This window comes from Acrocarpospora phusangensis (genome assembly GCF_016862995.1).
Classification (GTDB): Bacteria; Actinomycetota; Actinomycetes; order Streptosporangiales; family Streptosporangiaceae; genus Acrocarpospora; species Acrocarpospora phusangensis.
In genome coordinates this window covers 72,599-95,089 of record NZ_BOOA01000027.1, presented here as the reverse complement: position 1 = coordinate 95,089, position 22,491 = coordinate 72,599, and the positions used below count along the sequence as shown (strand labels likewise).

Here is a 22,491-nt window from a genome sequence, read left to right as displayed (position 1 = left end):
CCTTAACCAACCCCAAGCGGCTGACCAGCAGGTCCCCCGACGGCACGAAGGACACGGCGGACACCCGCCCGGCGCGCCCGGCCGACGCGCTGGTCACCCCCGAGGCCGAACAGATGATCAAGGCTATCCCGGCGACCAACACCCCCGCGGATCACTCGAAATGAAGGATCGCGTGAATTCGGAGCGCGGGCCGCGCCCCTGGGTGCAGTCTGAGGTCCCAGGGGCGCGGCTGCGTCAGTTCGACCGCGACCTTCCCGTGCCTAATCCTTGGGCACGTACAGCCGGATGTTGTCGATGCGGGCCTGGCCCTCACCGACGTTCGTGTACGGCTCACCGATGACGAAGTAGTCGGGGTAGGCCGAACCGGCCGGCCACTGGTTGTCCCACGTCTTGGAGCCGAACGCGCCCCGCGCGGTGTGCGACGTGTTGAACTGGCCGTTGTACTCCTCGGCGTCCACGTTGTAGTGGAAGATCGGGACGTTCGCCCCGACCACGCCGGCGTCGTCGTCGATGAAGCCCCGGGTGAACCGGTAGGTCTGCTTGCCGACGTGCTTGAAGACGCCGCTCACCTCGAGCGTGTAACCCGCCTCGGTGCGCTCGATGGCGAACGCGTAATCCTTGTGGGGCATAAGCTCGGGCTGCAGTTCCACGGCCGACTTCTGCACGCCGGAAACCGGCCGACGGTCGCAGCTGGTCACGAACGTCTGCGACTGACCGAGTGAACCGGTGAAGTAGAGCATGTTCACCGTGGTGCGGTTGCTCTGGTCCCAGGGGTACTTCTCACGGGTCTGCGAGTTACAGACGTCGTAGCCGTTCGTGTTCCGGGACGGGGCCGGGCTGAACTGGTCCATGAGCACCTTGCGGTGCCAGTGGTACATCGCCAGGTTCCGGGGCATCGCCGGGAAGTCCAGGATCGACATGAAGTGGAACGCGTTGTACGCCTCGTTGCTGTCCTCCCGTACGGAGCGGGTGGCGCAGGGGTCGGCCGGTTCGATGTCGTTCGGGTTGCCGACCCAGGGGTAGAACGTCTTGCACTCCCCGAGGGTGTATCCGTTGTACTTGCCGTCGTAGAACAGCGAGCCGTTACGCAAGCCGCCGAAGTCGAGCGTCTTGAGATCGTACTCGATGCGGTAGTACTTCGGCAGCGGCTCAGTGTTGCGGATGATCGCGCCACCTGTGTAGTGAGGCACGATGATCTTGGCGACGGCGCCCACGGTCTCCAGCTTCTCCGTCGTGATCGACGGACGTTCGGCGGTGTCGGTATAGCTGTCGTCGACCCGCCCGCCGCTCTCTCGCGCGGAGAGGGACACCGTGAGCCAGCCGTCCCGGCCGAACTCGGTCTCCTGCCGGTAGGTCCGCATGGTCGCCATCGCCGCGTCGAACTTGGGACCGAGCTGAAGGCGGTAGAGGTCGCCGTTGTCGTCGTTGAAGTCGTCGACCGGCTCGCTGTAGTCGTCGAGCACCCACGGGCTGGCCTCGGTGCGGATCCGCTTCGAGAACGGCTCGTCATACTTGAGCCTCCAGCGCGGGGGGACGGGTTCCGGGTCGGGCGAGGCGGCCGCGCACGGCGGGGTCACTCCGTCGTCCTGGATGATCGTCAACTTCACGCTGTGTAAGGTCACCCCGGCCGAGCCCGCCTCGACGCGGAAGTCGGCGCCGCCGTTCTCGCGGTTGGCGAACCGGGCGTCCATCAGCTCGAAGCCCGCCGTCTTCCACGTGTTCGACCCGGTGCGGTTCACCGAACCCGTAGAGCCGTACGCGCTGCTGGTCGAGTCGTACTGGACGCGGAATGTGGCCCCGCCCTCGTCGAAGTACTCAACCTGCAGGCACGCGACGAACGCGCCATCGAAGGCGACCGCGTCGTCGACCTGGAAGTACATGTGTTCCGCCGGTGCCGAGGTCTGCACGGTCGCGCGTGCGCTCAGCCCGCCAACCGTCACGGGTGCGGTCGTGCCGTCACCCTGCTCGATCTGGCGGAGACCGTTCTCCTCGTTGATCTCGCCCAAGATGATCGAGGCACTGGGCCCGTCCGCGGCGGCCGACGTCGGGCCGAGGACCAGAGATGCCCCCAGGGTGACCACGCTCAGGGCCGCCACGGCCGGGCGACGTCTGCGATTGCGAGTTGTTGCTCTCATTGCGCTTCCTTTTCCGTTGAGCAAGGCGTCCGTTCGTGCCGCTCGGGGCCGCGTGTGAGGCGCGGCCCCCGTCACAGGTGCCGATGTGCGCTGGTTCGGTTCACTCGTCGGTCGCGCTCGCGCGCGGTAACTCCTTCCCGCCACCATTGGTCAGCACGAGCGTCGCGGTCGCACCCGTGCTTCCGGTCGAGTCGTCGACCAGGGCGGCCGTCATGTCCTGGCAGATGAGGGTTGTGGACACGTTTGGCCGTGACCGACACACCTTCGTCGTCGTGGGCGAACCCGACGTGCGCGACGCCGGCGGACGCCACCGTCTTCAGCAGCTCGAACACCTTAATCGCACTCGACTTCCTCGTCGTCGGCATTCCTGTCGTCACCATTCGAATAACTCGAATCCTCTTCGATTTGGTACCTGATCACAGCCTTGATAAATGCGAGACATCTTGTCAAGGGTTTCGATTCGTGGACTTTCCTGGCTGATAGACGGATTCCTCACGGGCATTCGAGAATGTCGAATCGGCGGTTCATCTCGACACCGGCGCGGGCCGTCGATGGTCGGCCACGGTGATGGGCACCGCGGCAAATGGTTACGCCGCTTGTCGCAAGGGGAGACAGATCCCGCCGCACGTCGAGCACGAGCCCGGTCACCGGCAGGCGGCGTTCGAAGGACGTCAGGCGCGCGCTCGCTCGTGCCAACCATGAGGTCCACTCGGTAGACTTGGCCACCAGCTGCTTTGTCAATGACCAGTTACTAAGTGAATCAGAACAATTTGAGGGGCCTTGCATTTGATTATGGAAGGCCTCCAGATCGCTGCAGAGCCGGATTTCCCCGACCTCGTCCGCGCGGCAATAATTCTCCTCCGCAACCCCTATCAGCAGAATTCTTCGAAGGTCGCGGAGACGTGGCGCAAGGCGACCTCAACTGAACCGCCGGAGTTGATCATCTTGGCGCGTAGGGTGGGCCCGTCCATCAAGCAAGCGAACGCCTTCAGCCAGCCCTAAGCCACGCCGCACACCCGATCCCTAATTGCGAGGAGAATTGGTAATGGCGTTCCAGGGTTTATTGATGACGGGCGGCCACGTGCTGGACGTGGCGGGCGTGGAAGTCGTTGCCGTCTTCTCGGTAGTCGGTATTGCTAGCCATGACCGCCTAAGCGACGAAAAGCAGGGCGGGAGCAGGGTGTCGGCGACGGCGACCGCGCCCTTCCCTCGCTGGGCATTCGGCCTCCGGCCGATCCTGGCGAGGAGCGGCAAGCCGCCCCGGATTCCGTACGTGCCACTTTCACTGGGCCAGGACAACGGCCACGAGACGGTCTGGCACGTCTCCGGCCTCGAGACCTCGTCCGCCAGCCAGCGCCAGGCCCCAAGCACGGCGCTAGGCACTGAAAACCGCCGGGCCGCCCGGTCCCCGAGCCGCTGGACCCGCAACTGGTCGGCCAGATCCGGGTACACCGCCGGGGCTGACATCCCCCCACCTGAATGAAGGAACCTCCGGGGGCGCGAGCCAGGAGGGGCGAGACGTCGGTGGCCACGGCGAGGCGTGTGTCACCTCCGTGGGTGCGGTCCCATCGGATCGGCCAACACCGCCATATCGATGATTCCGCCGATTCGCATTTCTCGCGGCCGCCTGTTGACAAACCGCGATGGTAACGTAAACACTGCTGCGAAACACAGCAGCAACATTGCCGCGAACCGATCGCCCCCGTCCCGCCGGGGGTTCCCCCGGTTTTCCCGCCCGGCCTGTGTCCTTCGCTGTTAGCGCAAACACTCTGTTTTCCGCTGTCGAAGGGTGGCCCAATGTCTTTGCGCTCCAACATCACCGCCTCGCTCATGGTCCTGATGAGCTCGCCGAGCACGCGCTCGGCATGGTCCTCCGTCGGGTCACGTACGAGGAGGCCGAGAACGATGAGAACAGGCTTACGCAGGGCGGCGGCCGCCGCCCTGCTGGTCGCCGGTGCCGTCGTCGCCCAACCGGCGCCCGCCCAGGCGGCTCCGGTCACGATCACCAACGGGACCCAGTTCCGTGACACCGCCGGAAACGTCGTGCACGCCCACGGCGGCGGGATGCTGAAGTCCGGCGCGTACCACTACTGGTTCGGCGAGAACCGCAACGCCGACAACACCTTCCGCGCGGTCTCGGTCTACCGGTCCACCGACCTGCTGAACTGGGAGTTCCGGCGCGACGTGCTCACCCGGACCTCGAACGCCGAACTGAACGTCGCCAACATCGAACGGCCGAAGGTCATCTACAACAGCTCCACCGGCCGTTACGTCATGTGGATGCACAAGGAGAACGGCCGGGACTACGGGGAGGCGCGCGCCGCCGTGGCCTCCTCGGCGACCATCGACGGCGACTACACCTACCACGGCAGTTTCCGTCCGCTGGGCCAGCACATGTCGCGCGACATCACGCTGTTCAACGACGGCGGCACCGCGTACATGATCTCCGCGGCGGACGAGAACTACGACCTGCACATCTACCGGCTCACCGCCGACTACCTGAACGTCGCCTCGCTGGTCGGCAACTTCTGGAACGACGCCCACCGTGAGGCTCCGGCGATGTTCAAGCGGGGCTCGACGTACTTCCTGCTGACGTCCGCGGCCACCGGCTGGAACCCCAACCAGGCGAAGTACGCGACGGCCTCCAGCGTCTCCGGCCCGTGGAGCGGATGGACCAACACCGGCGACGGCACGACCTTCGGCTCCCAGCCGGCGTACGTGCTGCCGGTGCAGGGCACCTCGACGACGAGCTACCTCTACCTGGGCGACCGGTGGGCGGGCGCGTGGGGCGGCCCGGTGAACGACTCCCAGTACGTCTGGCTGCCGATCACGTTCCCGTCCGCGACGAGCATGAGCCTGAGCTGGCACCCGCAGGTCACGATCGACGCCGCCACGGGCACGGTCACGGGCTCCGGGTCCACGCCGTCGTACCGGATCACGGCCCGGCACAGCGGCAAGGTGATGGACCTCGTCGGGGCGTCCATGGCCAACAACGCCGAGGTCAAGCAGTATCCGTGGAACGGCGGCGGCAACCAGCGGTGGCAGTTCCAGGACGCGGGCGGCGGCTACTTCCGCCTGGTGAACCAGAACAGCGGCAGATGCCTGGACGTGTCGGGCGGCTCGACCGCCGACGGCGCGAACGTCATCCAGTACACCTGCGGCGGAGCCACCAACCAGCAGTGGCAGTGGGCCGCCACCGGCAGCTACTTCCAGCTCAGGGCCCGCCACAGCGGCAAATGCCTCGACGTCACCAGCGCTTCCACCGCCGACGGAGCCGACATCCAGCAGTACACCTGCGGCACCGGCACCAACCAGCAATGGACCCGCACCCAATCCTGAGCCCTGACCGGTCGGCTGCGACAAGAGGCATCGCTATGAACAGACTCGCAACCCCTCGCACCCCCATCCGCCGTCACGTCGGCGCCGCTTTGGCGACGGCCGTCGTGGTACTGCTCGCGTTGTGCCAGTCGCTGGTGGTCGCCGGCCCGGCCGCCGCCGTGACCGTCACCGGCTCCGGTCGTGCCGCAGCGGCACCCGGGCCGTCCTTCACCAACCCCCTCGTGGGAACACCCAACAGCGCGGACCCGTCGATCGTGTACAGCGGCGGCAACTGGTACTACGTGGCCACGACGTGGTCCTCGAAGATCATCATGCGCAGGTCGTCCACCATGGCCGGCTTGAAGACCGCAGCGGAGACCACGGTGTTCACCCTGGCCGCCGGGCCCGGCTGCTGCACGATGTGGGCACCGGACCTGCAGTGGATCAACAACCGGTGGTACCTGTACTTCTCGGCCGAGGCGTCGCCGGGCCAGGGTCAGCGCCGGACCGGCGTGCTGGAGAGCTCCGGTACGGACCCGATGGGCCCGTACACCTACCGGGGAATCCTCAACCTGGAGCCCAACAACGGGTGGGCGATCGACGGCAGCGTGGTCCGGTTCAACGGCCACGTGAACCACTTCGTCTACTCCGCATTCCGCGGTGGGGAACAGGGGCTGTTCATCGCCCCGATGTCGTCGCCGACCCAGGTCTCGCGGAACGGAGTTCGGATCTCGTCCCCGACGCTGTCGTGGGAGCGGCAGGGCGGGGCGGTCAACGAAGGCCCTTACGCCGTATACAACGCCGGAAAGACATTCCTGACGTACTCGGCGAGCTCCTGTCAGACGCCTGACTACAAGCTCGGCATGCTGACCTGGACCGGTGGCGACCCGATGTCGCCCAGCTCATGGACGAAGAAGTCCACGCCAATCTTCCAACGCAACGACGCCAACGGCGTCTACGGCCCGGGCCACGCGTCCTTCGTCAGGTCACCCGACAACGCCGAAACCTGGGTCGTCTACCACGCGAACGCCTCCGCCGGCCAGGGCTGTGGCACCACCCGCACCACGCGGGCTCAGAAGATCAACTGGAACTCGGACGGCTCGCCCAACCTCGGCGTGCCGGTCCGGACCGGGACCTCGATCGCGGGTCCCTCCGGCGACTCGTAACACCCCTTGTGGCGCGGTGGGACGCCCGCGGCAAGGGCGTCCCACCTGCCAATCCGCTGTACGCCGCCGTTACGTAGCCGCCGGTCCTGCTGCTGGAGCAGCACGATGCGGCCCGGACGTACGTCAGCGAGTTCGACCCGGGAATTCAGATCTAGTGATTGGACATTCCATGGCACTGATCATGGCGTCTGATGGTTACTCATCAGGACCATCGCGCAGCACTCGGTCGCTGCGCCGGTTGCTGATCGCCCTCGTGGTGGCCGCGCTCACCGCAGTGGCAAGTCTCGTCTCCGCGCCGCCGGCCGATGCCGCCACCCGCCAGTTCCGCGGCATGAACTGGGCCGTGCTGGGTGACAACTTCAGCACCGGCACGCTCGTCGTGCAGGGCCTGAGTCAGTCCGACAGCAACGCGACCGTACGGGCCAAGGCCAACGCTCTCTACGACGACATGGCCTCCACCATGGGGGTCAACACCGTCCGGCTGCCCATCAACACGCACACTGTGGCCAACACGACCTGGTGGAACGCCTATCGCGGCGCCATTGACGCCGCCACCGCCCGTGGATTCAAGGTCATCCTCGCCTACTGGGAGGACGGCGCCGCCTCCGGCGGCAAGATCACGAACATCGCCGCATGGAACACGATGTGGTCCAGCGTGACCAACACGTACGGGTCGAACAGCAACGTCTACTTCGAGCCGATGAACGAGCCGCACGGCTACACATCGGCGGACTGGCGCAACGTCGCAGCGAACTGGCTCAGCTACCACACCTCGGCAGTGCCCGGCAGGGTGCTCATCGGCGGCACCGGCTACAGCCAGGACCTGCGGGACGTCTGCAACGACAGCCGCTTCAACTCGACGCTGCTGTCCTTCCACCACTACGCCTTCTTCTACAGCGCGATGACGTACGACGCCTTCCGAAGCCACATCCAGACGCGTCTGGGCAACTGCGCCTCCCGCGCGGTCGCGACCGAGTTCGGCGCGCCGATGTCCACTGGCCTCAACTACGGCGACGCGAACAGCACCGACAACTTCGTGCGCCACATCCGCGCCATGGCCCAGGTCATGCGTGACAACCAAATGGGCGGCACCTACTGGCCCGCCCTCGGCGGCAAGCCAACCGGAAGCCTCGGCTACGACCACTACTCCATGTACGCTCTCAGCGCCAGCGGCACGAATCTCAACTTGACGGTCCGCAACACCTCCGGCGCTGACCGAATCCGGTATGCCTGGGGTGACACCATCGGCGGCTCCACTCCTCCGCCGGCGTCGGGGACGGTCTACAGGATCAATGTGCGCCACAGCGGCAAGGCCATGGACGTCCAGCAACCGAACACCGACAACGGTGCGCGCGTCGGCCAGTACACCTACGGCGGCAACGCGTGGCAGCAGTGGCAGTTCCAGGACGCCGGCAGCGGCTACTGGCGCATCATCAGCCGCCACAGCGGAAAGTGCCTTGACGTGGTGAGCGCTTCAACCGCCGACGGCGCCGAGCTCGCCCAGTACACCTGTGGCACCGGCACCAACCAGCAGTTCCAGATGGTCGCCAACGGCAGCTACTTCCAGCTCCGGGCACGACACAGCGGCAAATGCGTGGACGTACCGTCCGCATCGACCGCGGACGGCGTGATCCTCAAGCAGTATCCGTGCAACACCGGCACCAACCAGCAGTGGTCGCGCACGGCCGTCTAACGGTCGTCTCGACGTGATCTTCTCGTTCGGGCGTGGTGGTGCGTCGCCTAATGCGTCCGCAGACATCTAGAAATCCGTTACGAATTCAGAATGAGAGCATATGAGAAGCTACATCGCTCAGCTTTCTCCCCGCTTCCGCTGGCTGGCGGCGCTCACGGGCATTCTCGCCGCCCTTCTCGGAAATCTGGTCATCGCCCAACCGGCGTCCGCGGCCACGACGCTGATCTATGCGACGTTCAAGGGTGACTCGGCGGCCGACCAGGAGCTGTGGATCTACCAGTCCACCAACGGCGGCACGAGCTACAGCGTTCTGTACGACACCAACTTCCGGGGCCCGACCGGTGTGCTCCGCGACCCGAGCATCATCAAGCGGGGCAGCACCTACTACATCGCCTACACGTGGCAGTCCTGGACGACGAACTCGACCTACTTCGCCGTCGCGCGCAGCACGAATCTGCAGAGCTGGACCAACATCGCCACCGTACCCTCCGGGATCAGCAACACCAGGTTCACGTGGGCGCCCGAGTTCTACGTCGAGGGCAACACCGTCAACATCATCGCGAACGTCGCGCAGACGACCTGCTCCAACTGCTTCCGCCCCTACGTCTACACGGCGCAGAACGGTGACCTCACCTCGTGGAGCGGACCGCAGCAGATGTGGGGCCTGGGCACCAACCACATCGATGTTTATGTGGTGAAGTCGGGCAATACGTGGCACGCGTTCGTCAAGAACGAGACGACCAAGTACATCGAGCACTGGACCAGCACGGACAGGCTCACCGGCGGCTGGATCAACCGGGGCAACCTGTTCAGCTCGGGCTACGAAGGGCCATCCCTGGTCCGCATGGACAACGGCCAGTACCGCATGTACATCGACAAATACACCAACGGCGGGATCTGGACCGCGACCAGCTCCGACCTCAACTCCTGGAGCGGTCTGAGCTTGGTCGGCTGCTCCGGCTGCCGCCACGGCACCGCAATTCCGAAGTAACATCCGTTTCCACCGTAACGCTCCTGAAACACCTTCCCTTCATCCCCCAACATCGTGAAGCAAGGGAGGCACTGTTGATGAGACGTTTCACCTCCTCACTCCGCACCATCGCGGCCGAGGTGGCGAGCTTGCTGACGGCAACCTCAGCCACTGTCTTCATCGGACCCACGGCAGTCCTCGCCGCGGCCCCTACGGTGAGCCAATCCAGCACGACCACGCTGACCAGCAGCGGACGGACGGCAGTGAGCTACTCCGGTCTGATGAATGGTGAATCCTTCCAACAGGACGGAATCACCACCTTCAACGGTTGGCAGTACGCCGCCTTCTGGGACCAGAGCGGCTACGCCAACATCTCCCGCCGCCAGGGAGGCACCGGTAGCTGGCAGAACGTTCGGCTGACCGACTACCAGACCACGTCCACCGACTCGCACAACGTCATCTGCATCGGCATCTCACCCCAGGACGGTTCCATCCACCTGGCCTTCGACATGCACTCAAACCGGCTCAAATACCGCCGGTCCGCCACCGGTCTGGCCACCTCGCCGGGCAGCGCCAACTGGGCGGCCGGCAGCTTCGGCACCGTACAGAACAGTCTCGGCGGCCAGAACTTCTCACAACTGACCTATCCACAGTTCTTCGCCGCCGCCGACGGCACCCTGCAAATGGCCATTCGCACCGGGGTCAGTGGCAACGGCGACGAGGTCCTCTTCGAGTACCGATCAGGCTCGTGGAGCTACATCGGCGAGTTCATCGACGGCACCTCGTCCGATAACAACGCGTACCTGTTCGGGATCGAATACGACAGCGGAGGCCTCCTACACGCCACCTGGACCGTACGCGAGACCTCCAACGGCAGCAGCAACCACGACATCTACTACGCCTACAGCAGTGACAAGGGCCGCAACTGGCGCAACAACGCAGGCACGGTGATAGCCACCACCGGCTCCAACCCGTTGGCCTCCAGCGCCACCGGCCTGCGGGTCTGGCCCAACAGCCAGAACCGCGGCCTGATGAACCAGGAGTCCCAGGTGGTGGACGCCGCAGGCGTCGTGCACGTGCTCGCCTCGCATCTGCCCGCCAACACACCGAGCATCACCGACTTCAACACCGCCCGTAACAGCGTGGTACTCGTGCACTACTGGCGGGAAAAGGCGTCCAAAGAGTGGAAACAGCGGTACCTGAACTACACCGAAGGACTGAGCCGCGGTGACATCGCGGTCGACTCTCACGACAACCTGTACGTCGTCAGCGGCCACTCCGGCACCAACGTCCTACAGATCGCGACTGCCTCGAAGGCGTCCGGCTGGACCGACTGGACCGTCCGGAACCGCTCCGCCGCAAACTACATGTCAGACCCGCTGATCGACCACGCACGACTGAAATCACAAAACGTCCTCAGCATCTACGCCCCCCGCAGGGGCGGCAGCCAGATCGAGGTACAGAACTGGAACACCACCGGCGGCTGAACCCTCGGCGCGCATCACCTCCGCGGTGATGCGCGCCGAGATCTCGCTGATCCGCAGCGGCTTGCCGGGTTCCTGATCGTATGGATCGGGCCGGGATGGATCCTGGCGCGGGACGCTGTTCCGGCTGCCCGTTCGTTCGCGAGGTCCTGGTCCACAATCATGTCGCCGGGATCAGCCAAGGGCTTCACCGCTCAGAAATCCTCCGCCACGTCGTCAGTTCTGGTGGCCCCTCGCCACCTGCGGAAGGATTGACGACCATGAACGACGCCAGACTGCCAGGCGATGACGAGGCCGCGTTCATCGCGGCGGCCCGCTCAACCGACGCGGCACAGTTCGCGCTCATCACGGAGCGCTATCGGCGTGAGCTGCAGGTGCACTGCTATCGGATGCTCGCGAACTACGAGGACGCCCAGGACATGACGCAGGAGACGTTCCTGCGGGTGTGGAACAAGCGGGAGTCGTTCCAGGGTCACGCCGCGCTGCGGACCTGGCTGTACCGGATCGCGACGAACGCCTGCCTCGACTTCCTGGAGAAGCGCAACGACCGCACACCCGTACCTGCCGAGCTGCCGGGTGCGGGCTCGGAAGTGCAGTACCTGCAGCCCTACCCGGACCGGATGCTCCCGGAGGACCCGCAGGAATCGGTGGTGGCGCGGGAGACGATCGAGCTGGCGTTCATCGTCGCCGTCCAGCACCTGCCGCCGCGGCAGCGGGCGGTGTTCATCTTGCGCGACGTCCTCGGCTGGCCGGCGTCGAAGGCCGCCGACGCCCTCGAGCTGACCGTCGCATCGGTGACCAGCGCACTGCAGCGGGCGCGCGTGACGATGCGCGAGCGGTTGCCCGACCGCCGCCTCGACTGGCGGAGCCCTGCCACGCACGAGCTGTCGGATGACGAGCGCGGCGTGGTGAAGTCGTACATGGACGCCCATGAGCGCAACGACCTCGACGGGCTGATGGCCCTGCTGCGCGAAGACCTGCGCTTCGCGATGCTGCCCGATCCGGGCACCGTGATCATGGGGGCCAAGGACGCGGTGGACGGCTGGGTCTCCGGTGGGCTCTTCCAGCGCGGCCACGACGACTGGCGCTGCGTCGCCACGACGGTCAACCGCATGCCTGCCGCCGTGCTGTACCTCCGCACCCCCGACGACCCGGAGTACCGGCTATTCGCCATGGCGGTCCTGCACATCGTCGACGGGAAGGTCGCCGAGCTCACCGGATTCGACGCCGCCGACAAACCATGGCTGGGCCTGCCCGCGACGCTGTGATCAGACAAGTCCCCGTTGCCCCGCCGGCGGGGCATCTTCATGCCCGAAGAACATCGTCACGATCAACGACGCCGTCGTCCTCGTCTTCAGCGAGTCGGTCAACAGCTCACTCGGAACCCAAGGAAGGGCCGAGAAAGGGTTCCCTCATCGCCGAGGGTCCTGGTGAGCACGCCCGACCTGGCCTTACGAGCCGAGCATTCGGCCCGTGCTCATCGCCTCGTCTCGTATCGGGTCAGCATCACGCCGCCGGGAAATGTCCGCGTCTCGACCAGGTTCAGGTTCACCCAGCTGTCCAGCGCGGTGAAGAACGGCGTGCCGCCGCCCACCAGGACCGGCGCGGTGACCAGCACGTACTCGTCGATCAGCCCGGCCCGCATGGCCGCTGCGGCAAGTGTGGCGCCGACGATGTCCATGGGGCCGCCGTCTTCGGCCTTGAGCCGGGTGATCTCGGTGACCGCGTCGCCGGTGACCAGGCGGGTGTTCCAGCCGACCGTGCTGGTCGTCGAGGAGAACACCACCTTCGGCATGTCCCGCCAGCGGCGGGCGTACTCGATCTCCGCCGGAGTAGCGTTGGGCTGCTGGTCGGCGGTCGGCCAGTGGGAGCTCATCGTCTCCCACAGCTTGCGCCCGTACAGCGACAGATCGCTCGCCCCCACCCGGTCGGACCACCACTGGAACAGCTCGTCGCTCGGTACGCTCCAGCCGAGGTCGTCGCCGGGCGCGGCGATGTAGCCGTCCAGGCTCAGGTTCATGCCGAAGATCAGTTTTCGCATCGTGCCTCCCGTGAGTCGATCTCACACGTACAGACGGGCGCGGCGCGGAAACCTAATCGGTGCGCGTGCTCGGCGGGCTCGAGCACCACCGTCACACAGCTCACAGCGCCGGGCCTCTCACCGCGCTGGAGATCGCCAAGCAGCTCCCGACGCCGGGCATGTGATCTTCCTGCAGATAACCTCAGTACGCACGGGCACGACATCGAAGTGCACGACGGAGCTATGCGTGGGCGAACATCTTTCACTGGTCGGGCGGGCACCGGAACAGGCTGCCATCGGCGCACTGCTCGACGGAGCCGCCGAGGCGGGCGCCGCCCTGGTCTTCCGCGGTACGCCCGGCGTGGGCAAGTCGGCCCTGCTGGAGTGGGCCGCCGCGGCAGGCGCCGGAAGGTTCCGTGTGGTGCGGGCGGTCGGTTCCATCACCGAATTCGGACTGCCCTACGCCGCGCTGCACCAGGTGCTGCGGCCGATTCTCGGCCACGCCGACCGGCTGACCCCGCACTACCGGCTCGCCCTCGATGTCGCCTTCGGCCGTACGGCGGGCGCGTCGCCGGACCCGTACACGGTGGCCATGGCGGCTCTGGAGCTATTGGCGGAGGCGGCGGCCGATCGGCCGGTACTCCTGCTGGCGGACGACGCGCAGTGGATGGACCCGGCCAGTCAGCAGGCGTTGGCCTTCGTCGCCCGCAGGATCTCCTCCGACCGCATCGTGCTGCTCGCGACGCACCGCGAGAGCGAGCCAGGGTTCCTGCTCGACGCGGCCATTCCGAGCATGGACATCGCCCCGCTCGACGTGGAGTCCGCGGCCGTGCTGCTCGACGGCGCCGCCGGCGCGCTGGATCCGGGTAGGAGGTCGCTGCTGCTCGACGCCGCATGCGGCAACCCCCTCGCCTTGCTGGAGTTGCCTCGCGCGCTGGACGTGCACTCCGGCGCGGAATTCGACCGGTTACCGCTGACCGCGCGCCTGGAGAACTCGTTCCTGGCCCGCATCGGTGAGTTCGACGACACCACCAAGAAGATCTTGGAGGTGGCGGCGCTCAACGATTCCGACGACGTCGCCGAGATCGTCGCGGCCGCCGAACTGCTGTCCGGTTCTGGCAACACCCCCTCCCTCGACCCGGCGGTGTCGGCCGGGTTGATCGTGGTGGACGGCGCCGCCGTACGCTTCCGGCATCCGCTCATCCGATCCGCGATCCTGCAACCCCTCGGACCCGACCGGCGGCGGGCCTGCCACAGCGCGCTGGCACGTGTCCTGGTCGACCAGCCGGAACGATCTGTGTGGCACTGGGCCGCCGCGGCGTTGAGACCGGACGCCGCGCTGGCGGCCGACCTGGAACAGCACGCCGAGCAGGCGATCAAACGCGGTGCCCCGGCGAACGCGGTACGGGCCCTGGAGCGCGCGGCCCAGCTGTCCGTCGACGGCCGTGACAAGAGGGAGCGCACCTACCAGGCCGCCGCGCTCGCCTACGCGGTCGGCCAGCCGGAGTCCGGAGAACGGTTACGCACCCGCTACCGGGATCTCGTGGACGGCGAGCACGACGACCTCCGATATGAGTGGTTGAACGAGCTGGCCAGCGGAGACGGTGGCGGGGAGCGGCGCATCACCACCCTCGTCGACCTCGCCGGGCGGGCCAGAGCGATCGGCGACGACCGGCTGGCGACCGACCTGATCCGCGCGGCGGCGCTCCGCTGCTGGAATCTTCTCCCCGGCCGCCCGATCGGCAAGGAGGTGATCGCCGCCGCGGACCGGCTGGCAGTCGCCGACCTCCCGACACGTGCCGAACTGCTCGCCTACGGCTCACCTTTCGACAGCTCCGACACGGTACGGGCACTGATAGCCCAGGTACCGGCCGCGGCCCGGGACGCGACCACCACCTACCGCCTCGCCCACGCGGCGGCCTGCGCGGGAGCCTTCGACCTCTCCGAAGGGCTGCTCGCCGAGGCGGCGGAACGGCTCCGTTCGGAAGGTCAGCTGTACACCCTCGGCAGGACGCTGTCACTGCTCGCGTGGACGGCGCTGCGCCGAGGGCACTGGTCCCACTCCGTGGCCGCGGCCGAGGAGAGCACCCGCCTGTGCGCCGAGACCCGTCAGCCGTTCTGGGAGGCCAGCTCGCGGGTGGCCCACGCCGCCGTGGCGGCGTTCCGGGGCGACTTCGCCACCGCCGAGAACCTCATCGCCGGCGCCGATCTCACCGACTCCCGCAGATTCGCCACCATCGAGGCCGCGACACTGGTCGCGCGAGCCGCCATCGCATCGGGGCAGGGTCACTACGAGCACGCGTTCACCTGTCTCGCCCAGCTGCACGATCCGGCCAACGGCGCCTACCACCCGGCACACGCCCTGTGGTCGCTGGCGAGCATGGCCGAAGCCGCCGCGGCATGCGGTGAGCTCGCCGCCGCCCGCTCGCTCGTCGCCAACCTGCGTCCGGAGGTACGCGAGACGACCTCGCCCACGGGACGCATGAACCTCAGCTTCGCAAGGGCGGTACTGGCCCCCGACGACGAGGCGGAGTCACGGTTCGCCGAGGCGCTGCGGATCGACATGACGATGTGGCCGTACGAGCGCTATCGCCTGCTCTTCACGTACGGGATGACGTTGCGCCGCCGGCGGCGCGTCCGCCAGTCACGCGACTACCTGCGCCAGGCCCGGGACGGATTCGACAGCCTGGGCGCCCGGCCTCTCGCGGAGCGCGCCAGGAACGAGCTGCGGGCAGCCGGAGAGCGCAGCGACTCGCGTGTGGCCGACGTCTGGGACACGTTGTCGCCTCAGGAGATCCAGATCGCGTCCATGGTCGCGCAGGGGTTGTCCAACCGGGACATCGCCAAGGGCCTGTTCATCTCGCACCGGACCGTCGGCAGCCACCTGTACCGGATGTTCCCCAAGCTCGGCATCACCTCGCGCGGAGAGCTGCAGCGGATGGCCGCGCAACACCGGCTCTGAGCCGTCAGCGGATCCCCCGATGCAGTCGTTTTACTCACGAGCGAGCCGGCGGCGCCGCGTAACGTCCCTGGCATGTCACCGATTCCCCGCCGCACGGCCCTGACCGGATCCGCGGCGGTCATCGCTGGCGAAGCGCCCGCTCCACCCGCGACCTGACCGACTGAGAGGATCCATGCCCTTCGTCACCACCACCGACGGCACCCGGATCTTCTACAAGAACTGGGGCGCCGGCCGCCCGGTCGTGCTGAGCCACGGATGGCCGCTGAACTCCGACAGCTGGGAGGCGTACAAGGATCTCGCCGACGGGCCGTTCTTCGGCCACAACCGGCCCGGCGTGAACGTCTCTCGGGGCATCCGGGACGCGTTCTGGCTGCAATCGGTGGCCGCCGGGCACCGCAACGCCTACGAGTGCGTCGCCGCGTTCTCCGCCACCGACTTCCGCGGCGACCTCGCCAGGTTCGACGTGCCCGCCCTGGTCATTCACGGGGACGACGACCAGGTGGTGCCGTTTGAGGTCGGCGGCCAAGCCTCCGCCGACCTGATCAAGGGGGCCGAGCTCATCGTCTACGCCGACGCTCCGCACGGCCTCACCGACACCCACAAGGAGCGGCTCGGCGCCGACCTGCTCGCCTTCCTCAACGGAGACAAACTGGCATGAAACCCAACACGATCGTCCTCATCCACGGCTTCTGGGTCACCCCCCGATCCTGGGAGAACTGGGTCACGCACTACGAGGCCAAGGGCTTCCGCGTACTGGCCCCGGGATATCCGGGCTTCGAGGTCGAGGTGGAGGCGCTGCGCGCCGACCCGACCCCGATCGTCGACCTGCGCGTCCCGCAGATCATCGAGAAGTTCGAGAAGGTCATCGGTGACCTGGACGAGAAGCCCGTCCTCATCGGCCACTCGGCCGGCGGCGCCTTCACCCAGATCCTTCTCGACCACGGCTACGGCGCGGCCGGCGTCGCCCTCAACTCGGCCCCTACCGAGGGCGTGCGGGTCGTCCCGTTCAGCCAGGTCAAGTCGACCTTCCCCGTGTTGAAGAGCCCGGCCAACCACCACAAGGCCGTCCCGATCGAGTACGACCAGTGGCGCTACGCCTTCACCAACACCTTCCCCGAAGACGAGTCCCGCGCCCTCTACGAGCGCTACTCCATCCCGGTGTCGGGCCGCATCCTGTGGGACAGCGTCCTGGCCAACTTCCAGCCCGGCAAGCAGGCCGTCGCCGTCGACTACCACAACGACGCCCGGGCACCCCTGCTCTTCGTGTCGGCGAGCGAGGACCACATCATGCCCCCCGCCGTCCAGGAGTCCAACGCCAGGCACTACAAGTCCAAGACCATCACCGAACTCAAGCACTACGAGGGCTACCCGCACCTCCTTCCCGCCGCCCCCGGCTGGGAGGCCATCGCCGACCACGTCCTCGAATGGGCCCTCGATCACGCCAAATAAGACCAGAAATCGGAAGGGCCCGCCGGCCGGCCCTTTCGCATCCGTACCAGCGGCTGACGGCCTCCTGCTCGCCCGCAGGGCGGTGAAGTCGGCGTGCGCCCGGGCGAGGACCTCGGGGTCGATCTGGTTCTGTGTGCCCTTTGACCGGTTGCGGAACCCCGGTCTCCCGCGGGGCGGTACTGCCGAGTTGAGCCGATGGCGAGTGCCCGCCCCCCGAACGGGGTCCTGGGCATCCCGAACGACTCGGCGCAGGCAAATCGACTTAGGGGAAAGGTATGGAATCTCAGAAAAGGCGGTGGACGATCGTGTTCACCGTGATGGTGTTCATGCTCACCGGGATGACCGCGGTCATGCCGGTCGCTGCTTCCGCGGGGGCACGGCCCGGTCCCCCCACGGGCACGACATCAGGCAACATGGTGATCAAGGATGATGCGGCCGGTGAAGGTGGCGTGCCGTCTCCGGAGACGGAGATGCCCGTCCCGCCGACGCTGCCGCCAGGAACCTCGGTGCCCGGCGACATGTGCGGGGACCCTTACTTCGGCTTCTGGCGGTGGGTCGAGCCGGGTTGGCAGCCGTCGGAGCGGCGCCGTCATGAATGGCATGCGAACTGCGCTTCCGGGCCGCGACGCGGTGCCTGGAGCATCTATATGGGTGGGGCGTGGAGCCCTGGCGGCGTTGTCTGCGTGGCACCGGGAGGTTCCTTCTACGCGGGCTGGAAGACGCTCAACTGGACACACGAGGACGGTGAACTGCACAGTGCGGGGATGACGATGGGTGACTGCACCCTGCCGTCACCGCCGGATCCTCCCGAGGTGCGGGTGACGGGGCAAGCGGTAGTGCCTCGTCGTATGGGCGAGAACGCGCCGATGCGGCCGATGGCGGGCGCCAGGTGGGAATTGTGGTACAAGGGCAGACACGGCACGTTGTCCGATCCGGAGGAATGGCACCCGGTACGCCCGGGAGCCGGCGGCACCGGGGATCCCCTGACCGGATATCTGGGTCCGAATGGCGAATTCGATATCGAGTTCGTCTACCCCCAGAATTACCAGTTGGCAAACGGGTCGATGTGGTACGGCTGCCTGCCCACTGAGCCGGAAGTCGATTTTCAGCAGTCCCACGCCTGTGCCGACGACAAACTGGTACTGCGCGTTGAGCCGAAGAACGCGGACGCGACGGTGAAGGTGTCCGAGCCGGGGGGAAACGGCGAGGTCGAGGTGTCCGACGAGATCGAGCTGGGACTGTTCTTCCAGCGCCCCGAGGATCAGGAACACGAGCTGACCTCCCCCGCCGCGGCTGCCTACGGCGGAATCCTCAATGTCCGCGACCGAACGGAAGGTGCTCTGGGAGCGGCCCTGGTACAGCTCAACGACGAGGGACACAACCGTCTTTCACCCTTCACCAACACCATCGAGATCGACACGGACTTCGCGCGGTCGAGCGCGGTGGAGCACGAGGCCGGCCACCTTCTGGAACGCCGCCTGGCAAGTGCCATCCCCGACTTGGATCCCGCGTGCCGGTCCCACGCCTTCACCCTCCCGTCCAGCGACGGATGCGGCTGGGCGGAAGGTTTCGCCGACTTCGTCGCGGTACTCGCCGAGAACACACCGGGGACGACCGACTGGACCCGGATGGTGGATCCCGGCGGTTACCACGACCTTGAGGGCTGCTACTCCGTGTTCGCCAACCCCGATCCGTACCGCTGTGAGTCCGGTCCCGCGGTGGAAGGGCGAGTGGCCGCCGCGTTGTGGGATCTGGTGGACGACAACCCGCCGCAGGAACCCAACATCGGCCCGACCGAGATCAAGAACGGTTTCGCCGACTACAGCACCTCCTCGTTTCAGGAGATCATGCGGGTGGTGGACGAGGCGGAACCGGAGACCTTCGCCGAGTTCTGGCGGGGCTGGGTCGACCATCAGTCGGGCGAACTGCGCGACGCGGAGACGATGTGGCTGAACACGCTGCACTACAGCAAGGTCTTCGATGATGATCTGTCCAGTTCCGAAGGTGGGTGGAAGCTGAGCGACTGCGCTCCCGAGCAGTGCTACGAGGCAGCCACAGCCTGGTCGCGGCCAGATAGCGGCCCGAGTTGGTCCATGACCTGGGACATCACCTCGGCGGTTGGACAGGACACGTCAGCATCCGGCCGGTGGGACATCTGGGTGCACATTCCGGAAAGGGAGAATCTCGATCCGTACGCGCACTACGAGGTGAAGTCGTCGGCCGGCGTCCAGACGTACATCATCGACCAGAAGACCTCCCGGGGCTGGGTGGGACTCGGCACGCAGGGATTCAAGCTGGGCACCGACGGGCCGGTGACGGTGCGGCTGTACAACGGTGAACAGCCACCCTCCGAGGGGACGAGCCTGGTCGCGGACGGCTTGCTGGTCGCCCCGAGCCTGTGAGCGGCCGGGAACATCCATCCCGGCGGTCCTCCGCCGACGGTCCGGCCGGAAGGATTCCCCTGCCAGGCTCTATCGTCTATCGTCGATTATAGATGAATGAGAATCCGGAACCGCTGGACCGGGAATCGGCCGAGGAGTACGCGAGCTGGTTCAAAGCTCTCGCCGACGCCACCCGCATCCAGATCGTGTCGCTGCTGGCCAGGCGGCGAAAGCCGATGACCGTCGGGGAGATCGTGCTGGCCTCCGGGGTGGGCCAGTCGACGGTCTCCCACCATCTGAAGATCCTGTCTGACGTGCGGTTCGTTCTGGTCGAGCGGCAGGGCACCTCCAGCCTGTACCGGATCAACGAGCAGTGCGTGAGCTGCTTCCCCACCGCGGCCGACGTCGTGATGGGCAACCCCGTCCCGGCCGCTCCGGTCTGCGAGTGAACGCATCAGGCCAGGTGAGTGAGGAGATCGTTATGGCGCACGAGGAAGTCGTCGACCGCTACTCCGCCCTGGCGCGGGCCGCCCTGGACGGGGAGAAGGTCGTGGACTGCTCACCGCAGGAATTCGATCGGGGCGGCTTCGGGCCCGCCGGCTATGACGAAACGGCGGGGCTGCCCGACGCGGCTGTGCGGGTCAGTCTCGGGTGCGGCGACCCCGTGGCCGTGGCCGAACTGCACACCGGAGAGACGGTGCTTGATCTCGGCTCCGGGGGTGGCATCGACGTGCTGCTGTCGGCGCGGCGGGTCGGCTCGTACGGGAAAGTCTATGGGCTGGACGCCAGCGCGGACATGATCGAGCTGGCCCGGAGCAACGCCCGCGAGGCGGGCGCGGCCAACGTGGAGTTCCTGCACGGCGCGATCGAGGCGATCCCGCTGTCCGATCATTCGGTCGACGTCGTCATCTCCAACTGCGTGATCAACCTGTCCAGCGACAAGGCGGCCACGGTCGCCGAGAGCTTCCGGGTGCTGCGACCCGGCGGCCGGCTCGGGATCAGCGACGTCGTCACCAGCCAGATTCTGGACCCCGCCCGGCGCGTGGCCGCCGAGCGGCGCATCGGTTGCGTCGCCGGATCGCTGACCGTCGCCGAATACCGCGATCTGCTGGCGGCCACCGGCTTCGTCAACGCAACGGTCACTCTGACCGCCGATCACGGTGACCACGTGCATTCCGCGATCATCCATGCGGTCAAACCCGCCTGCCCACCCGGGCTGGAGATCCGGCCGATGCGCGAGGCCGACGCCGCCCAGGTGCTGGCCATCTACCAGGCGGGCCTGGACACCGGCCAAGCCAGCTTCGAGACCGCCGCGCCGAGCTGGGACGGCTTCACCACGGGCAGGCTGCCACATCTGCGTTACGTCGCCACCGACACTCACACCGGTGAGGTCGTCGGCTGGGTCGCCGCCTCTCCGGTCTCATCCCGTCCGGTGTACGCCGGGGTGGTCGAGCACAGTGTCTACGTTCATCCGGGCTGCCAGGCGCACGGCATCGGCCGCGCCCTGCTCACCGCGTTCGTCGCCGCCAGCCAGGACGCGGGCGTCTGGACCATCCAGACAGGCATCTTCCCCGAGAACACCCCGAGCCTGGCTCTGCATCAGGCGCTTGGCTTCCGGATCGTGGGCACTCGTGAGCGCGTCGGCTGCCATCACGGGACCTGGCGCGATGTGCTGCTGATCGAGAGGCGAGTCACGGGCGCCTGAGGAAAGTCGCCCATGGAAGCAGATGGCCACTGAGATCGATCAATGTCAATATAGACAGCTGTTGATGTCGATTGATCTCGATAAGGATGCCTGGTGAAGGATCTCCCCCTGCTGGACTGCTGTTCGCCGCTGGCCCGTGAGCCACTGGACGATCAGCGGTCGGCCGAACTGGCGCGGGTGTTCAAAGCGCTCGGCGACCCGGTACGGCTGCGCATCCTGTCGATCGTGGCCGCGCACGAGAACGGCGAAGCGTGCGTATGCGATCTGACCGCCGCCTTCACGCTCTCGCAGCCGACCATCAGCCACCACCTGAAGGTGCTCAAGGAGGTAGGTCTGCTCACCAGCGAACGCCGCGCTTCCTGGGTGTACTACCGCCTGGTCCCCGAAGCGCTCGCCGACCTGTCGGCGCTGCTGGCCGCGCCCGAGCGGGTGGCTCGGTGAGCCGCCTGGGCCGTCGGCTTCTGGCCGAATTCGTGGGCACCGCTCTGCTGGTGGCCGTGGTCGTGGGTTCGGGCATCATGGCCCAGAACCTGGCCCCGGGACAGATCGGCTTGCAGCTGCTGGCCAACTCCACGGCGACCGTGTTCGGCCTGGCCGTGCTGATCCTCATCCTGGGGCCGGTGTCCGGCGCGCACTTCAACCCGGTGGTGTCACTGGCCGACTGGTGGCAGGCGCGCCAGCGGGGCACTGGTTTGTCGAGTCGTGAACTGGGCGGCTACGTCCTGGCCCAGGCGCTGGGCGCGATCGGCGGTTGTCTGCTGGCCAACGCCATGTTCGCCGTACCGGCCATCTCCTGGTCGTCGACCGAGCGGACCGGAGCGGCCGTGTGGCTGGGTGAAATCGTCGCGACGGCGGGCCTGATCTTGGTGATCTTCGCTCTCACTCGTACCGGCCGGGCCGCGGCCGCGCCTGTGGCGGTGGCCGCGTACATCGGCGCCGCGTACTGGTTCACCTCCTCCACCAGCTTCGCCAACCCGGCCGTCACCCTCGGCCGCGCCTTCTCCGACACCTTCGCCGGGATCGCCCCCATCTCGGTCCCCGGCTTCGTACTCGCGCAACTGGCGGGCGGGGTTATCGGATTCCTGCTGGTGCAGGGGCTGTTCGGCCGTCCAGGCGCGGATGTGCCCGAAGCAGTGAGCGGAGAACCCACGGCTAGTCGCTGAGCCGCGTTCACCCGCAGGCCATCAGATCGTCGTTTGACGCCATCA

At 66.9% G+C, this 22,491-nt stretch carries 18 protein-coding genes; 15 read left to right on the top strand and 3 right to left on the bottom strand.

The genetic code is table 11. From position 1 onward, the window contains the following. Positions 1-260: 260 nt before the first annotated feature. Both Aph01nite_RS18035 and Aph01nite_RS18030 read right to left on the bottom strand, forming a co-directional pair. Positions 261-2,135 carry a hypothetical protein gene (locus tag Aph01nite_RS18035; protein WP_204042074.1) on the bottom strand — a complete coding sequence of 625 codons (1,875 nt, stop codon included), beginning with the start codon at positions 2,133-2,135 and terminating at the stop codon, positions 261-263. A 100-nt stretch (positions 2,136-2,235) separates the two neighbouring features. Next, the gene (locus Aph01nite_RS18030; RefSeq protein WP_204042073.1) at positions 2,236-2,376 is read right to left on the bottom strand and encodes a hypothetical protein; all 141 of its coding nucleotides are present in this window, start codon (positions 2,374-2,376) and stop codon (positions 2,236-2,238) included. 804 nt (positions 2,377-3,180) lie between these two features. Here Aph01nite_RS18030 and Aph01nite_RS18025 point away from each other — a divergent pair. The 7 genes from Aph01nite_RS18025 to Aph01nite_RS17995 all read left to right on the top strand — a co-directional run bounded on the left by Aph01nite_RS18025 (position 3,181) and on the right by Aph01nite_RS17995 (position 12,034). Further along, a complete protein-coding gene (locus Aph01nite_RS18025; RefSeq protein ID WP_204042072.1) occupies positions 3,181-3,618 on the top strand; it encodes a type 1 periplasmic-binding domain-containing protein in 438 nt (145 codons plus the stop codon). Positions 3,619-4,040: 422 nt separating this feature from the next. Continuing rightward, positions 4,041-5,474 (top strand): RICIN domain-containing protein, encoded by a 1,434-nt coding sequence (locus Aph01nite_RS18020; protein ID WP_204042071.1) that lies wholly within the window; start codon positions 4,041-4,043, stop codon positions 5,472-5,474. A 35-nt stretch (positions 5,475-5,509) separates the two neighbouring features. After that, positions 5,510-6,619 (top strand): glycoside hydrolase family 43 protein, encoded by a 1,110-nt coding sequence (locus tag Aph01nite_RS18015; protein WP_204042070.1) that lies wholly within the window; start codon positions 5,510-5,512, stop codon positions 6,617-6,619. Positions 6,620-6,788: 169 nt separating this feature from the next. Continuing rightward, positions 6,789-8,312: an RICIN domain-containing protein gene (locus Aph01nite_RS18010; protein WP_204042069.1), complete on the top strand. Its 1,524-nt coding sequence runs from the start codon at positions 6,789-6,791 to the stop codon at positions 8,310-8,312. 100 nt (positions 8,313-8,412) lie between these two features. Further along, complete coding sequence (locus tag Aph01nite_RS18005) at positions 8,413-9,303, top strand: family 43 glycosylhydrolase (protein WP_204042068.1); 891 nt, start codon at positions 8,413-8,415, stop codon at positions 9,301-9,303. 77 nt (positions 9,304-9,380) lie between these two features. Beyond that, positions 9,381-10,769 carry a BNR repeat-containing protein gene (locus tag Aph01nite_RS18000; RefSeq protein ID WP_204042067.1) on the top strand — a complete coding sequence of 463 codons (1,389 nt, stop codon included), beginning with the start codon at positions 9,381-9,383 and terminating at the stop codon, positions 10,767-10,769. Between the two features lie 257 nt (positions 10,770-11,026). After that, positions 11,027-12,034 (top strand): RNA polymerase subunit sigma-70, encoded by a 1,008-nt coding sequence (locus Aph01nite_RS17995; RefSeq protein WP_204042066.1) that lies wholly within the window; start codon positions 11,027-11,029, stop codon positions 12,032-12,034. A gap of 209 nt (positions 12,035-12,243) precedes the next feature. On the opposite strand, the gene Aph01nite_RS17990 is transcribed toward Aph01nite_RS17995, so the two are convergent. Continuing rightward, positions 12,244-12,807, bottom strand: coding sequence for a dihydrofolate reductase family protein (locus Aph01nite_RS17990; RefSeq protein ID WP_204042065.1), 564 nt, complete (start codon positions 12,805-12,807; stop codon positions 12,244-12,246). Positions 12,808-13,033: 226 nt separating this feature from the next. On the opposite strand from Aph01nite_RS17990, the gene Aph01nite_RS17985 reads away from it, so the two are divergent. The 8 genes from Aph01nite_RS17985 (at position 13,034) to Aph01nite_RS17950 (ending at position 22,446) form a co-directional block, all read left to right on the top strand. Continuing rightward, positions 13,034-15,748: a helix-turn-helix transcriptional regulator gene (locus Aph01nite_RS17985; protein WP_204042064.1), complete on the top strand. Its 2,715-nt coding sequence runs from the start codon at positions 13,034-13,036 to the stop codon at positions 15,746-15,748. 172 nt (positions 15,749-15,920) lie between these two features. Next, positions 15,921-16,406 (top strand): alpha/beta fold hydrolase, encoded by a 486-nt coding sequence (locus tag Aph01nite_RS17980; protein ID WP_204042063.1) that lies wholly within the window; start codon positions 15,921-15,923, stop codon positions 16,404-16,406. Further along, positions 16,403-17,197, top strand: coding sequence for an alpha/beta hydrolase (locus Aph01nite_RS17975; protein WP_204042062.1), 795 nt, complete (start codon positions 16,403-16,405; stop codon positions 17,195-17,197). The genes Aph01nite_RS17980 and Aph01nite_RS17975 overlap by 4 nt, the downstream gene beginning before the upstream one ends. A gap of 305 nt (positions 17,198-17,502) precedes the next feature. Then, positions 17,503-19,599, top strand: coding sequence for a carbohydrate-binding protein (locus tag Aph01nite_RS17970; RefSeq protein WP_204042061.1), 2,097 nt, complete (start codon positions 17,503-17,505; stop codon positions 19,597-19,599). Positions 19,600-19,691: 92 nt separating this feature from the next. Continuing rightward, the gene (locus tag Aph01nite_RS17965) at positions 19,692-20,027 is read left to right on the top strand and encodes an ArsR/SmtB family transcription factor (protein WP_204042060.1); all 336 of its coding nucleotides are present in this window, start codon (positions 19,692-19,694) and stop codon (positions 20,025-20,027) included. Between the two features lie 32 nt (positions 20,028-20,059). After that, positions 20,060-21,283, top strand: coding sequence for a GNAT family N-acetyltransferase (locus Aph01nite_RS17960; RefSeq protein ID WP_204042059.1), 1,224 nt, complete (start codon positions 20,060-20,062; stop codon positions 21,281-21,283). A 93-nt stretch (positions 21,284-21,376) separates the two neighbouring features. Then, complete coding sequence (locus tag Aph01nite_RS17955; RefSeq protein ID WP_204042058.1) at positions 21,377-21,724, top strand: ArsR/SmtB family transcription factor; 348 nt, start codon at positions 21,377-21,379, stop codon at positions 21,722-21,724. Beyond that, positions 21,721-22,446, top strand: coding sequence for an aquaporin (locus Aph01nite_RS17950; protein ID WP_204042057.1), 726 nt, complete (start codon positions 21,721-21,723; stop codon positions 22,444-22,446). Before Aph01nite_RS17955 ends, Aph01nite_RS17950 begins: the two co-directional genes overlap by 4 nt. The last annotated feature ends 45 nt before the right edge of the window (positions 22,447-22,491 follow it).

Coding starts and splice junctions, on each gene's coding strand:
- Aph01nite_RS17980 (WP_204042063.1), top strand. CDS start 15,921: ATGCCCTTCGTCACCACCACCGACGGCACCCGGATCTTCTACAAGAAC.
- Aph01nite_RS17990 (WP_204042065.1), bottom strand. CDS start 12,807: ATGCGAAAACTGATCTTCGGCATGAACCTGAGCCTGGACGGCTACATC.
- Aph01nite_RS18035 (WP_204042074.1), bottom strand. CDS start 2,135: ATGAGAGCAACAACTCGCAATCGCAGACGTCGCCCGGCCGTGGCGGCC.
- Aph01nite_RS18015 (WP_204042070.1), top strand. CDS start 5,510: ATGAACAGACTCGCAACCCCTCGCACCCCCATCCGCCGTCACGTCGGC.
- Aph01nite_RS17965 (WP_204042060.1), top strand. CDS start 19,692: ATGAATGAGAATCCGGAACCGCTGGACCGGGAATCGGCCGAGGAGTAC.
- Aph01nite_RS17960 (WP_204042059.1), top strand. CDS start 20,060: ATGGCGCACGAGGAAGTCGTCGACCGCTACTCCGCCCTGGCGCGGGCC.
- Aph01nite_RS18000 (WP_204042067.1), top strand. CDS start 9,381: ATGAGACGTTTCACCTCCTCACTCCGCACCATCGCGGCCGAGGTGGCG.
- Aph01nite_RS18020 (WP_204042071.1), top strand. CDS start 4,041: ATGAGAACAGGCTTACGCAGGGCGGCGGCCGCCGCCCTGCTGGTCGCC.
- Aph01nite_RS17975 (WP_204042062.1), top strand. CDS start 16,403: ATGAAACCCAACACGATCGTCCTCATCCACGGCTTCTGGGTCACCCCC.
- Aph01nite_RS18025 (WP_204042072.1), top strand. CDS start 3,181: ATGGCGTTCCAGGGTTTATTGATGACGGGCGGCCACGTGCTGGACGTG.
- Aph01nite_RS17995 (WP_204042066.1), top strand. CDS start 11,027: ATGAACGACGCCAGACTGCCAGGCGATGACGAGGCCGCGTTCATCGCG.
- Aph01nite_RS18005 (WP_204042068.1), top strand. CDS start 8,413: ATGAGAAGCTACATCGCTCAGCTTTCTCCCCGCTTCCGCTGGCTGGCG.
- Aph01nite_RS18010 (WP_204042069.1), top strand. CDS start 6,789: ATGGCACTGATCATGGCGTCTGATGGTTACTCATCAGGACCATCGCGC.